Annotated in this window: 12 protein-coding genes; 9 read left to right on the top strand and 3 right to left on the bottom strand. The window is 66.4% G+C overall.

Annotated elements, in window-relative coordinates:
- Positions 1 to 94: 94 nt before the first annotated feature.
- From J2R99_RS02010 to J2R99_RS02000, 3 genes are all read left to right on the top strand, one after another.
- Positions 95 to 718 (top strand): peptidoglycan-binding domain-containing protein, encoded by a 624-nt coding sequence (locus J2R99_RS02010; protein WP_307152825.1) that lies wholly within the window; start codon positions 95 to 97, stop codon positions 716 to 718.
- Between the two features lie 57 nt (positions 719 to 775).
- Entirely contained in the window at positions 776 to 1,147 is a 372-nt protein-coding gene (locus tag J2R99_RS02005) for a DUF1491 family protein (RefSeq protein ID WP_307152824.1), read from the top strand.
- Positions 1,148 to 1,243: 96 nt separating this feature from the next.
- On the top strand, positions 1,244 to 1,429 hold the full coding sequence (locus tag J2R99_RS02000) for a hypothetical protein (protein ID WP_307152823.1): 186 nt from the start codon (positions 1,244 to 1,246) through the stop codon (positions 1,427 to 1,429).
- A 24-nt stretch (positions 1,430 to 1,453) separates the two neighbouring features.
- Here the strand turns inward: J2R99_RS02000 and J2R99_RS01995 are convergent, their stop codons facing one another.
- Genes J2R99_RS01995 through J2R99_RS01985 form a run of 3 tightly spaced genes read right to left on the bottom strand, consistent with a single transcriptional unit; the run spans position 1,454 to position 4,795 of the window.
- Complete coding sequence (locus tag J2R99_RS01995; RefSeq protein ID WP_307152822.1) at positions 1,454 to 2,065, bottom strand: DUF1254 domain-containing protein; 612 nt, start codon at positions 2,063 to 2,065, stop codon at positions 1,454 to 1,456.
- Complete coding sequence (locus tag J2R99_RS01990) at positions 2,062 to 2,637, bottom strand: DUF1214 domain-containing protein (RefSeq protein WP_307152821.1); 576 nt, start codon at positions 2,635 to 2,637, stop codon at positions 2,062 to 2,064. The genes J2R99_RS01995 and J2R99_RS01990 overlap by 4 nt, the downstream gene beginning before the upstream one ends.
- A gap of 10 nt (positions 2,638 to 2,647) precedes the next feature.
- Positions 2,648 to 4,795 (bottom strand): transglycosylase domain-containing protein, encoded by a 2,148-nt coding sequence (locus J2R99_RS01985; protein WP_307152820.1) that lies wholly within the window; start codon positions 4,793 to 4,795, stop codon positions 2,648 to 2,650.
- A 136-nt stretch (positions 4,796 to 4,931) separates the two neighbouring features.
- Here J2R99_RS01985 and J2R99_RS01980 point away from each other — a divergent pair, with 136 nt between their 5' ends.
- The 6 genes from J2R99_RS01980 (at position 4,932) to J2R99_RS01955 (ending at position 11,746) form a co-directional block, all read left to right on the top strand.
- Positions 4,932 to 5,393: a YcgN family cysteine cluster protein gene (locus J2R99_RS01980; RefSeq protein WP_307152819.1), complete on the top strand. Its 462-nt coding sequence runs from the start codon at positions 4,932 to 4,934 to the stop codon at positions 5,391 to 5,393.
- A gap of 132 nt (positions 5,394 to 5,525) precedes the next feature.
- Positions 5,526 to 6,548, top strand: a complete 1,023-nt coding sequence (locus tag J2R99_RS01975) for an LLM class flavin-dependent oxidoreductase (RefSeq protein ID WP_307152818.1) — start codon at positions 5,526 to 5,528, stop codon at positions 6,546 to 6,548.
- Positions 6,549 to 6,551: 3 nt separating this feature from the next.
- Positions 6,552 to 8,786, top strand: a complete 2,235-nt coding sequence (locus J2R99_RS01970) for an EAL domain-containing protein (protein WP_307152817.1) — start codon at positions 6,552 to 6,554, stop codon at positions 8,784 to 8,786.
- Positions 8,787 to 8,838: 52 nt separating this feature from the next.
- On the top strand, positions 8,839 to 9,372 hold the full coding sequence (locus J2R99_RS01965; RefSeq protein ID WP_307152816.1) for a P-loop nucleotide/nucleoside kinase family protein: 534 nt from the start codon (positions 8,839 to 8,841) through the stop codon (positions 9,370 to 9,372).
- A 355-nt stretch (positions 9,373 to 9,727) separates the two neighbouring features.
- Complete coding sequence (locus J2R99_RS01960; protein ID WP_307152815.1) at positions 9,728 to 10,345, top strand: hypothetical protein; 618 nt, start codon at positions 9,728 to 9,730, stop codon at positions 10,343 to 10,345.
- A gap of 141 nt (positions 10,346 to 10,486) precedes the next feature.
- Positions 10,487 to 11,746, top strand: coding sequence for a DNA-packaging protein (locus J2R99_RS01955; protein ID WP_307154115.1), 1,260 nt, complete (start codon positions 10,487 to 10,489; stop codon positions 11,744 to 11,746).
- The last annotated feature ends 260 nt before the right edge of the window (positions 11,747 to 12,006 follow it).

Below are 12,006 nucleotides of genomic sequence, written 5' to 3'. Positions count from 1 at the left end.
CGGCGAAGTTGAGGCACGACAAGCCGGTCTGAAGGAGGCCGGTCGACGATGGGGTTGGTGTGTGAGTGTGATGGCCTCCGAAGCGGATCGACCGATGTCCCGGACCACGAGCCGGGCTACAGGCGAGCGCCGGAAGCGACAGGCGCGGAGCGACAAGTCCGCGCCGGCGAAGCCGGCAGCGACGAGGGCGACGTCAGCCCTCGGCGAGCGGACCCGGCTTGGCTTCGTCCTGCGTCATGCTCCGGCCGCCGCACTCGGGCTTTTGGCCGTGGCGGCGATCGTCAATGCTCTCGTCCTTCAACATGGCCGTCATCCCGATCCACTCTTCGCGACGCGCGACGCCGGGCCCGCCCCAACGCTCGAGGCGGGGGAGAAGGGCGACCTTGAAATGATCATCCGCACGGGCCTTGTCGTGCCGCGCGAACGCCCGCAGGCCGCTGTGGCGCAAGACGCGGTGTCTTCGCAGGACGCATCGGCGGCCTCGTCGTCGCAACGCCCAGCATCCGGCCCGGCACCCGACCCTGTGGTATTCGCCGTGCAGCAGGCACTCGCCGACACGGCCTATGGTCCAGTGACCGCCGACGGCCTCAAGGGTCACGAAACGACCGAGGCTCTGAGACGCTTCCAGCTCGATCAGGGACTGCAGGTGAACGGCGAGATCGACCGCGAGACGCTCGACCGGCTGGCCGCGATCGGCGCCATGCCGGACAATCCGTAAGCCCGTGTTTCCAATCATCCGGTTTCGGGCCGGCTGCGAAGCTGGACCCTCACGGCCATGGTGAGGCTGCGCACCGACATCTTCGTCCAGGCGTTGATTCGCCGAGTGTCGGCCACGGGCGCCTTTGCTACCGTGGCGCGCAAGGGTGCGCTCGAAGCGGGTACGCTTTTTATCATCGTCGATCGTTTGGACGGCCGTGTCGATCTCTATGGCCCTGCACCTCAAAGCTTTTTTATGGATGAGATGGAGATGCCGGCCGATCGCTTCTTCACACCACTTGTGCGCGAAGGCGAACGCGGCAAGATTGAGGAAAGGTTGGTGAGCGAAAGCCGTTTCGATCCTGACTTATGGGTGGTGGAGATCGAGGATCGGGAGGGGCGTTCCTTCGTCGCGGTGGCAGACAGCGACGCTTCGTCGGGGCGGCCATAACCCAGAATCGCTTTATCCCCGTTCAGCAGTTGTTAACCATACTGCGGCGACAGTGGGTTCGCCGGATCAACGGACGGCCCTTCTGAGGAGGTGGATATGGCCGAAATCCTGAACTTTCCGACGTTGAGCGAGAGCCCAGTGCGCAGGTCTGCGCATAACGGCCCGTGCCAGATTTTGATGTTCACCGGGGTGAGGGTGGAATACCGCGACGAGCCGGGCAGTGTCGCGCTTTCGCGTCGGGCGCGGGCGGCGTCGAAGCCGAAGAAGCGCCGCGCAAGCTAAGATATTTGTGGTGGCGCCTGCGTTTCAGCCGGCCGGCTCAAGCGAGGCCGGCAGGCATTCCGCCGCCTGAAGATGCTCGATCGCGACCTGGCGCTCGCGCGGGGTCGGTGCGTAGAAACGCACGAGCGCGATGAGATCGGGCTGTGCCGCTTCCACGACGATGGTTTCATCGAGCGCTGCGGACGTGCTTTCCTTCAACTGAGCATTCTGGATCGGATCGACGATCAACATGTCGAGCTGTCCGTCGATCGCCGTGCGGTCGTTGACGGAAAAGAGGACGGTGCCGCGCCGCTGATAGAGCGCCAGCGACCAGAAGCTGTTCGGCCCTGAAAACGACAGAGACGCCGGCGCATCTTCAAGCGAGATGCGGCAGGCGCCGTGCACGAAGAGCGGATCGAGCCCGGCGATCGCCGGCCCTTTGCCGTCGGGCGGCAGGAGCGTGAAGCCATCTTCCGTCGTGACGGCGGCAAGCTTCGACCAGCCGTCGCTCGAGGCAAGCCGCGGCACCAGGAAAATCACCACGATATGGATCGAGGCGGCGAGCAGGAAAATGGCGAGCAGCCAGGCGAGAAGACCGCCGAAGAAGCCGACCGGGATGAGACGTCGGCGGCGGCCGATGCGCTCCTCGTAGATCATCGGCAGCCCTTCGCGGTGATGGCCGGAACGGTGAATTGCGTGAGTGCCGTCACGGTGCGGGCCGTGGTGTCATAGAGGCGGGCGGCGAGGCGGATCTGCCCGGCGCCTTCGGAAGAGAGCCAATTGCCCGGCTGCGGCGAGGGCGCCAGCGTGATGGTGAAGGTGCCGTCCGCCTTGCGCACGATTTCGTCGCTTCCGAGCGCCCGGCCGCCACGCTCCGCCGGAGGCAGATGTCCGCCCGCGGCGGTTTCCACAGCGATCGTCCAAAGCCGGGCCGCCGGCATCTGGCCGGAAATCTCATAGCTGCAGGCGCCGTTGAGATCGCTGCCGCTGTCATCGGAGCGGGCAAGGAGCTTCAGGCCTTCGCTCGGCCCGAGCGCAAGCTCGCCGGTGCGTGCCAGGCGGGCGCGCGAATAGGGGTCCTCATCCGCCGTGCCGGCGCGCGGCCAGCCCTTCCAGGCGCCGCTTTCGATCGTGTCGATCGGGGTGAGGTCGCGAAGGCTCAAAAAGGCGCTGCCCACGCCGAGGACGAAGGCGATGGCGACGCCGAGAATGATGACGAGGACGCGCAAGGCAGTCGACCTAGCGGGTGGCCGTGCCGCCCGCAGCGGCGGCGGAAGCCTCGCGCTTCAAGGCGGGGGCTGCGATCTCGGCGGTTTTGGCGCGCTCTTCCAGACGGTCGAGAATGTCTTCCGTCGGCGGGGCGAGGCGCCCCGATCCCAGAAGTTCGCTGCCTTCCGGCAGGCCCTCTGCGACCGGCACCTCGTCTTCCGCAGGCGGCGGCAGCGGGATGCCCGGAAGCGGACGATGCTCGATATTGGCTTCTGCGACGCGCATGTATTTCTGCCAGGTCATGGCGGGCAGCGTGCCGCCGGTGAGACGGTTGGTGCTCTTGAAATTGTCGTTGCCGAGCCAGACGGCGGTGGAGAAATCGCCCGTATAGCCGACGAACCAGGCGTCGCGATAAGCCTGCGTGGTGCCGGTCTTGCCGGCGACGGAGACGCCCGGAATGAGGGCGCGGCGGCCGGTCCCGTGCTCGGCGACGCTGTGCATCATCTTGACCATGCCGAGCGCGACCTCTTCCGACAGGACCCGCTTGGGCGGTCCGTTGGCGCGGTTGAAATCGTAGACGACCTCGCCGTCGGGGGTGAGGATGCGCGCGACGCCGTGCGGGCGGGCGCGAAAGCCGCCGGAGGCGAAGGCCGCATAACCCGTCGCCTGATCGAGCACCGTCACCTCCGACGTACCGAGCGGCAGGGAGCGGGTGACGCGGATCGGCGTCTGGACGCCGAGACGCTCCGCCATTTCCGCGATCGGCTGGCGTCCGAAGGCAATCGAAAGGCGCACCGGGATGGTGTTGATGGAATGGGTGAGGCCCTGCATCAAGGTGATGCGGCCGCGGTAACGGCGCGAATAGTTCTGCGGCGACCAATTGCCGATGGAGACCGGCGCGTCGAGGATGACGCTGTCGGGCGTGTAACCGCGTTCAAGCGCGGCGGCATAGGTGTAGGGCTTGAAGGAGGAGCCCGGCTGGCGCTGCGCATTGGTGGCACGGTTGAAGGTGGAGGCGCCGTAATCGCGGCCGCCCACCATGGCGCGCACGGCGCCAGACAGATCCATGGAGACGAGCGCCGCCTGTTTGACGCCATAGGCGTCGCCAGATTCCCGCAACGAAGATTCCACCGCAAGCTCGGCCGCGCGCTGCAGGCGCATGTCGATCGTCGTGCGCACGATGAGATTGCGCTGGCCGGGAGGAGCGAGGCGCTTCACCTCCTCAAACACCCAGTCGAGGAAATAATCCGGCGAAGGCGTCGCCTCGCGCGACACCGGCGTCGCCGGATGACGCCTGGCGCTGATCACCTGGCCCTCGGTCATGAAGCCGGCCTGGACCATATTGGTCAAAACCTCGTTGGCGCGCCCGCGCGCCGCCGGCAGGTTGATATGCGGCGCATAGCGTGTCGGCGCCTTGAAGAGGCCGGCGAGCATCGCCGATTCCTCGAGCCGGAGATCGGTGACGGGCTTGCCGAAATAGAATTCCGCCGCCGCCCCGACGCCGAAAGCGCCGCCGCCCATATAGGCGCGGTCGAGATAAAGCTTCAGGATCTCGCGCTTCGTCAGATTGGCTTCCAGCCAGAGAGCGAGGAAGGCTTCCTTGATCTTGCGATCGAGCGTGCGCTCGTTGGAAAGGAAGACGTTCTTGGCGAGCTGCTGGGTGATCGACGAGCCGCCCTGGACGACGCCGCCGGCGCGGGCATTTTCCACAAGTGCGCGCAAGGTGCCGATGACATCGATGCCGAAATGCTCGAAGAAGCGCCGGTCTTCGGTCGCAAGCACGGCCTGGATGAGATGGTCGGGCAATTGGTCGAGGGAGAACTGCACCTCCTGCAGGACGCCACGCTTGCCGATCTCGTTGCCGTAGCGATCGAGCATGGTGACGGAATAATCGGACTGAGCGCGCCAGTCGCGCTTGACCGCGTCGAAGGCGGGGATGGCGAGCGCCAGCATGACGATGAGGCCGGCGCAGCCGAGCGTGACGCTTTCCGACAGGATCTCGAAGACGGGCCGCTTCCAGCCGGTGGCATGGAAGCGGCGAAAGAACAGAATGATGCGCTCCCAGGCCATGCCGGAGCTTTGCCCGAGCTCGAAGAAGAAGGTGTCGATCGCGGAATCGATCTCCAGCGCACGCAGCCAGTGCGGCAGCTTCTTCTTCGGTGTAAACGGATCGCGCATTGGGTGTTTTCACAAACGGCTCGGCCGCGAGCCTTGTCAGGCACGGTTCTAGCACGATTTGGGTCTTTGATAAGTGGCGGCAGGGTCTTGCCGCCGTTCGGCGAGGAAGCGGTGCGCGATGGTCACAGGAGCAGGAATGCTCGAAAAAGAGCCGTTCTGGCGTCAAAAGGCGCTCGAAGAACTGAGTGATGCGGAGTGGGAGGCGCTGTGCGACGGCTGCGGCCGCTGCTGCCTCAACAAGCTTCAGGATTACGACACGGGCGAGATCTCGTGGACGAATGTCGCCTGCCGTCTCTACGACGAAGACGCCTGTCGCTGCCGCGATTATGAGAACCGCATCGAAACCGTGCCCGACTGCCTGCCGTTGTCGCCCGAGGCGGTGCGCGAGATTTCCTGGCTGCCGCCGTCCTGCGCCTATCGCCTGGTCGCGGAAGGGCGCGATCTCTATTGGTGGCACCATCTCGTCTCCGGCTCGCGCGACACGGTGCACGAGGCGGGGATTTCGACGCGCGGCCGCACGGTCTCGGAAAGGCACGTGCCGGTGGACGAATGGGAAGATTTTCTTGTCGAATGGCCTGTCGAGACGCCGGCGAGGTAATGCTCTGCGGGTGTATCGTGCCTGTCTTTTCTGTCTTGAGTTGAAAAGGGGCCGTCTCGCGGCCGCTTGAGGCCGCTGACGCTTGACCGGGCGCGCCGGGCTTCCATCTCCTCCGGAATGTCAGACAATTTGATGCTTTCCGTCCTCGATCTGGCGCCCGTGCCAGAGGGGACGAGCGCAGCCGACGCGCTGCGTGCCACCGCGACCTTTGCCGAGGCCGCCGACCGCTTGGGCTATCACCGCCTGTGGTATGCCGAACACCACGGCATTCCCAACATCGCCTCCGCCTCGCCGGAAGTCCTGATCGGCCATGCGGCGGAGCGCACGACGCGCATTCGCGTCGGCTCCGGCGGGGTGATGCTGCCGAACCACGTGCCCTTGCGCGTGGTGGAGACCTACCGGACGCTGGAAGCGCTTTATCCCGATCGCATCGATCTCGGCATCGGACGGGCGGGCGGCAGCGACAGCCGCACGCTGTCGGCGCTGAGGGCGGTCGACGGCGGCCAGTTCGCCCAGCAAATGGCCGAATTGATCGCCTTCGAGACGGGCGGTTTTCCGGAAGGGCATCCCTATCAGGCGATCGAAGTGGTGCCGGGCGAGGTGTCGCTGCCGCCGATCTGGCTTCTCGGCTCGTCGGGCGCGAGCGCGGAATTCTCAGGCCTCAACGGTTTCGGCTATGCCTTTGCCGGGCATTTTTCGCCAGCACCGGCAGCTCCGGCCTTTCAGGCCTACCGCCATGCCTTCAAACCCTCGGACGATTTTCCGACGCCGAGGACGCTCCTCTGCCTCGCCGCCATCTGCGCGCCGAGCGAGGAGGAGGCGGCCTATCTCGCAGGGTCGATGGAGCTTGCCTGGCTGCGGCTGCGCCAGGGCGGGCTGCGCAAGCTGTCGAGCCCGCAAGAGGCCGCCGATTACAGCTATAAGCCGCAGGACCGCGCCACCGTGGAGGCATACCGGAGGATCGCCATCACCGGCACGCCGGAAAAGGTCCGGCGCGAGATCGAAGCGCGTGCCGCCGCCTGCGACGCCGACGAGGTGATGGTGACCACGAATGTCTGGGATCCGAAGGCCAGGGTGGCAAGCCTCGATCTTCTGGCGCGGGCTTTCGACCTGCCGCGGCCTTCGCTTGCAGCAGCCGAAACGAAACTCGCTTGAGGGATGCGTACGACAATTTTTTCGCGTAAAAGGAGAAATTGGCCGAGAAGATTAAACCTGACGCAACGGCGTTCACCAATTGAGAACCGGATTGATGAAAGCGTAGGCGCCGAAATGATGCCCAGTCCGAGAAGACCCTTTTCCGCGATGCTGCAGAAAGCCTTGGATGACGTTCTGAACTGTGCCGAATTTTGGGCATGGGCGACGGACGAGAACCTCCAAATCACATATCTCTCGGCGAATTTCGAGCGGATCACCTCGCTCCCAGCGGGAGAGTTCGTCGGAATGTCTCGCTATGAGGTGATTCCGGCCGGCATGAGCGACGCGATGGCGCGCCGGCATCGCCACGAGCTTGAAAGACGTCTGCCTTTCGTCGGCCTGCGCTACGAATTCAACGATACGGGCGGCAGGCGCTGCTTCGAGACGAGCGGCACCCCCGCCTTCGACCGGCGCGGCCGCTTTTGCGGCTATCACGGTATTGCCCGCGAGGTCACCGAGCTGGTGCGCGACCAGGAGCGGCTGGCGGAACTCGGCCGCGAGCAGCGCATCCTCAACGTTCTCTTCGACCATGTGGAGCGCATGGCCAATATCGGGGCCTGGCGCTACGACGCCGAGAAAAACGTGCTGACATGGTCGGAACAGATCTACCGCCTCTACGACATTCCCGTCGGCGCCGAGGTGGCGCTCAAGGAGGCCCTCAACGCCTTTCCGGGTGATGTGGCGAAGGTGATGCGCGCGGCAATCGACGAGGCGATGGGCGGCGAGCATGCCTTCGATCTGACGGTGCCGTTCCTATCGACGCGCGGAGAGGAGCGCTTCGTGCGGGTGATCGGCGAATGCGAGCGACGCGAGGGGCGCCCGATCGGGGTTTTCGGCACGATCCAGGACGTCACGAGCGAAAAGCGCCGCGAAGAGGAGAGGCAGCGTCTGGCGGTGAGCGATCCCCTGACCGGGCTCGGCAACCGCAATGCTTTCCGTATGGAACTCGCGGAGATCTTGAAGAAGCTCGGAGCGCGCAAGCGCGAGGCGGCGTTGTGCATCTTCGATCTCGATGCCTTCAAGGACATCAACGATTTCTTCGGGCACGACATTGGCGACGAGGTCTTGCGCGAAGTCGCAGACTGGCTGCGGGAAACGGCCGATGCCGGCGACCTGACGGCGCGCTCCGGCGGAGACGAATTTGCGCTTTTGACGAGCGCGGCAACGGCGGCTGAAGCCGAAGCGACGCTGCGCCGCCGCTTGCAGCCTCTCGTGCGCCGCAGCGATTTCGGCCATTCGATCACCTATAGTTTGAGCGCCGGCATTGCCGTCTTTCCGCATGATGGGGCGACGGCCGATGACCTTTTGCGCCACGCGGATCTTGCCCTCTACGAGGCGAAGCGCGGCCGGCGATGCACGATCGAGCGCTACGAGCCGCAATTGCTGAACGAGGCGCAGAACCGCTTCCGGCTTCTGCGCGATTTCCGCGAAGGGCTCGCCCGCGGCGAGGTCGAGGCGTTCTATCAGCCGCTCGTGGAGTTTTCGTCGAACCAATTGTCGGGATTCGAGGCGTTGATGCGCTGGCGCCACCCGGAAAAGGGGATCATTCCGGCCGGCCAGTTGATGCCGGTGTTCAAGGACAAGGCGCTGTCGGTCGAGCTCGGCGAGTACATGCTGAAGGAAATCGTCGGCGACCTGAAAGCCTGGCGGAGCGCCGGCATCAATTTCGGCCGTATCGGCTACAATGTGACGGCCGCCGATCTGCAGCAGGAGGATTTTGCCCCAAACTTGCTCGGCGCCCTGGCCGAGACGGGGCTGTCGCCGGGCGATATCGTTCTCGAGGTGACGGAGACGAGCGTCATCGACGAGGACAACCGGGCGATCCGTGCGCATTTGCAGACGCTGCGGGCGGCGGGGATCGGCGTCGCGCTCGATGATTTCGGCACCGGCTTTTCCTCCCTGACGCATTTGAAGAGCCTGCCGGTCGGCGTGCTCAAGATCGACCGCAGTTTTGTGAAGGATCTGACCTCTTCACCCGGCGACCGCGCCATCGTGCGCGCGCTCATCGGCCTTGGCAGCGAGCTCGGCTATCACATCGTGGCGGAAGGCGTGGAGACGGCGGCCGAAGCCGCCTTCCTACACCGCGCCGGCTGCCGCTATGGCCAGGGCTATTATTTCGGCCGGCCGATGCCGGCCGACGGCGTGCCGGAATTCATCGCCGAATGGGATGCTGCTGAAGAGGCGGTGCGGCGGGCGTGAGGGGGCGACGTTCCCCGCAGCCGGCGGTGTGGGAATCGAATAGGGTTCTCGAATGCCGCACATTCTGCTGATCAATGGTCCTGCGGGTGTCGGCAAGACGACGGTGACCGGGCTTTTGGCGCAGGCGCGTCCGGGGACGATCGCCATCTCCGGAGACGCGCTGCGTTCCTTTGCGCCTGACGACGTGGCGACCTTCCTTGGCCCTGGCTCGACCTACCGCGCGGGGGCAGCGCTCGCGACCGCCTATCTGGCGATGGGAGCCTCGCAGGTCCTGTTCGATTACATCTTTCAGACGGCCGAGAACGTGCAGAAGTTCAAGAAGCACGTCCCGCAGGGGACGCGCGTTCACCTCTTCACGATATGGGCACCGATCGAAACCGTCCTCGAGCGGGAGGCGACGCGCGAGGGACGGAACCGTCTGGGCGCGCGCGTCGTGGAGACCTACCGCGCGATCGAACGCAATCTTTCTCATCTGGGCAAGGTCGTCGAGAACACCGGCACGCCGGAAATGGCGGTCACGACGATCCTGCGGCACGTGGCGGCTTTGGACGATGACAACCAGGACAGAGCCCAACCTGGCTTCTGATATTTGGCGATAGGAAAAAATTCCTTGACCGCCGTACGGTGCTTTGCTAGGGTTCAGGCACGGTCGGAGATGTGCGGCTGACGCACGGTTCTGGAGCCGATCGTTTTCCGAGATTTTTGGGGTTTGCGCGGCGCCGGTGAGGCGGGGCCGGGGAGTGCGCTTGTTCTCGTCGGCTTGCCCGCTTGCCCGCTTGCCCGGTCGCTCTTGCACGCTTGTCCGATCGCATTTCTTTTTAAGGGCTTGTCCGGGCGTGCTCGGTCGCTCGCTCATGGTCGGCGGGTGCGAAGGGCGGCGGCGTGACGAGCCGATCCCGCCTTCGGGCAGGGCTTTCAATACGTTCAGATGCGGAGGGGTTTTGGCCGAGGAAGCTGACTGGGCCGCGATCCGTGCCGCCTATGAGGCGGGCGCGGAGCCGCTGTCCGCCATCCGCCGGCGCTTTCATGTGAGTGCCGGGGCGATCGCCGAGCGCCGCCGGCGCGAGGGCTGGACGCCGCGCTCTAGCGATTTGGCTGCGATCGGCCGCCGACGCGCGGCGGAGCGTGAGGGGCGGGCGAAGGCCGAGAGCGAGGCCGGGTCCGCCGAGGGATCGACGAAATCTGCGCCCCGCGGGCGCGGCGATGCTGCGGCTTCGTCGGCGGGCGGGGCCGGTGCGCGGGGGGATGGGCGCAAGGCAGGGGCGCGGGGCGCATCGCGCTCGAAAACGCCGGAGCGGCTGCCAGGACGGGTCGAACGGCTTCTCCGGCTCGTCGATGCCGAGCTCGGGCGGCTGGAAGCGCGGTTCTCCAGGGAGGGCGAGGTGGACGAAAAGGATGTGCGGCTCTTGTCGGAGGCGGCGCGCATGCTGGACCGGGCCGAGGCGCTGGCGCGCAAGGGCGGCGAAAAAGCGCCGAGCGAAACGGACGATCAGGACTGGCTGCGCGCCGAGCTCTCGCGGCGGATCGTGTCGTTGAAGAAGCGCGCCGAGCGGCGGTGATGCCGCGCGGGACCCCTGCGCGTCGCGACAACACGACAAGGTGGCCTGGCCGCCGGGGAGGCGGCGATGCGCCCAAAATGCCCGCCGGGCCTGCGCGCCGAATGGCACGCGCTTCTCGGCGCCGAGGATCTCGACGCGGCTATGTCGGAGAGGAGTTCAGACGAGCTCGCCCGGCTTCTCGACTGGCGGCTTTGGGCCCGGCCCGATCAGCTGCCGCCCGAGGGCGACTGGACGGTCTGGCTCTATCTCGGCGGCCGCGGCGCCGGCAAGACGCGCGCCGGGGCGGAATGGGTAAAAGGGCTGGCGCTCGGTCAGCGCCCGTTTGCCCGCGAACCGCTGGAGCGCATCGCGCTCGTCGGCGAGACGCTCGCCGATGTGCGCGACGTCATGGTGGAGGGGCCGTCGGGGCTTTTGGGGCTGCACCGGCCGAGCGAACGGCCGAGCTTTTCGACGACGCGGCGCAGGCTCCTGTGGCCGAACGGGGCGCAGGCGCTGATGTTCTCCTCGCAGGACCCCGAAAGCCTGCGCGGGCCGCAGTTTCACGCCGCCTGGTGCGACGAGCTCGCCAAATGGACCTATGCCGAGGCGACCTTCGACATGCTGCAATTCGGGCTGCGGCTCGGGATCAATCCGCGCCAGCTCGTGACGACGACGCCGCGCAATGTGCCGCTCGTCAAACGGCTTCTGGCGGCGCCGCGCACGGCCGTGACCAAGGCGACGACGGCGATGAACGCCGCCAATCTGGCGCCGGGTTTTCTGGAGGCCGTCGTCGGGCGCTATCGCGGCACGAGGCTCGGACGTCAGGAGCTTGATGCGGAATTGATTTCCGACCGGCCGGATGCGCTCTTCAAGCGTGCCGATATCGAGGCGGGGCGCGTCGATGCGGCGCCGGAATTGATCCGCGTGGTCGTCGCCGTCGATCCGCCGGCCTCTTCGGGGCGCGAGGCCGATGCCTGCGGGATCGTGGCGGCCGGCCGCGGGGCGGACGGGTTTGGCTATGTGCTCGCCGACAAGACGGCGCAGGGGCTCTCGCCCGCCGGCTGGGCGGGGCGGGCCGTCGATCTCTTTCACGCGCTCTCCGCCGACCGGCTGGTGGCGGAGGCGAACCAGGGCGGCGACATGGTGGCCGCCGTCATCCGCCAGGCCGATCCGGGCGTCGCCGTGCGCCTCGTCCATGCGAGCCGCGGCAAAGTGGTGCGCGCCGAGCCGGTCGCCGCCCTCTACGAGCAGGGGCGCATCCGCCATGTCGGCACGCTGCCGGAGCTTGAAGACGAAATGGCCGATTTCGGCCTCGGAGGGCTCTCCTCGGGGCGCTCCCCGGACCGGGTCGACGCGCTCGTCTGGGCGCTGACCGAGCTGATGCTGACCGGCGGCGGCGAGGCGCGGGTGCGGCGGATTTGAGGGGGCATAGTCGTCTTCCCCGCTGGGGCGATGAAGAAACCGCCGTCGCCGTGATTGGATCGACGTCCGCGCCCCCACCCGCCGCGCCTGGCGGCGCGTCGACCTCCCCACAAAGGGGGAGGTGGGAGCGTGCGGCGCGGCCTTGCTGGAGAAATGGGCGCCGGGAATGGATCTGCGTTCCTGGATTTGAGAGCGGGCACAGATTTCAGAGTGGGCACGGCCGTCCCCCTCCCCCTTGTGGGGAGGGTTAGGGGTGGGGG

The organism is Rhodopseudomonas julia, assembly GCF_030813515.1.
Taxonomy (GTDB): Bacteria; Pseudomonadota; Alphaproteobacteria; order Rhizobiales; family Afifellaceae; genus Afifella; species Afifella julia.
The sequence above is the reverse complement of the archived record's forward strand: the minus strand, read 5'-3'. Positions and strand labels throughout refer to the sequence as shown.

Bases quoted from the DNA above. Each gene is read 5' to 3' on its own strand.
- J2R99_RS01970 (WP_307152817.1), top strand. From the start codon at position 6,552: ATGCGTACGACAATTTTTTCGCGTAAAAGGAGAAATTGGCCGAGAAGA.
- J2R99_RS01965 (WP_307152816.1), top strand. From the start codon at position 8,839: ATGCCGCACATTCTGCTGATCAATGGTCCTGCGGGTGTCGGCAAGACG.
- J2R99_RS02000 (WP_307152823.1), top strand. From the start codon at position 1,244: ATGGCCGAAATCCTGAACTTTCCGACGTTGAGCGAGAGCCCAGTGCGC.
- J2R99_RS01955 (WP_307154115.1), top strand. From the start codon at position 10,487: ATGTCGGAGAGGAGTTCAGACGAGCTCGCCCGGCTTCTCGACTGGCGG.
- J2R99_RS02005 (WP_307152824.1), top strand. From the start codon at position 776: ATGGTGAGGCTGCGCACCGACATCTTCGTCCAGGCGTTGATTCGCCGA.
- J2R99_RS01980 (WP_307152819.1), top strand. From the start codon at position 4,932: ATGCTCGAAAAAGAGCCGTTCTGGCGTCAAAAGGCGCTCGAAGAACTG.
- J2R99_RS02010 (WP_307152825.1), top strand. From the start codon at position 95: ATGTCCCGGACCACGAGCCGGGCTACAGGCGAGCGCCGGAAGCGACAG.
- J2R99_RS01985 (WP_307152820.1), bottom strand. From the start codon at position 4,795: ATGCGCGATCCGTTTACACCGAAGAAGAAGCTGCCGCACTGGCTGCGT.
- J2R99_RS01975 (WP_307152818.1), top strand. From the start codon at position 5,526: ATGCTTTCCGTCCTCGATCTGGCGCCCGTGCCAGAGGGGACGAGCGCA.
- J2R99_RS01995 (WP_307152822.1), bottom strand. From the start codon at position 2,065: ATGATCTACGAGGAGCGCATCGGCCGCCGCCGACGTCTCATCCCGGTC.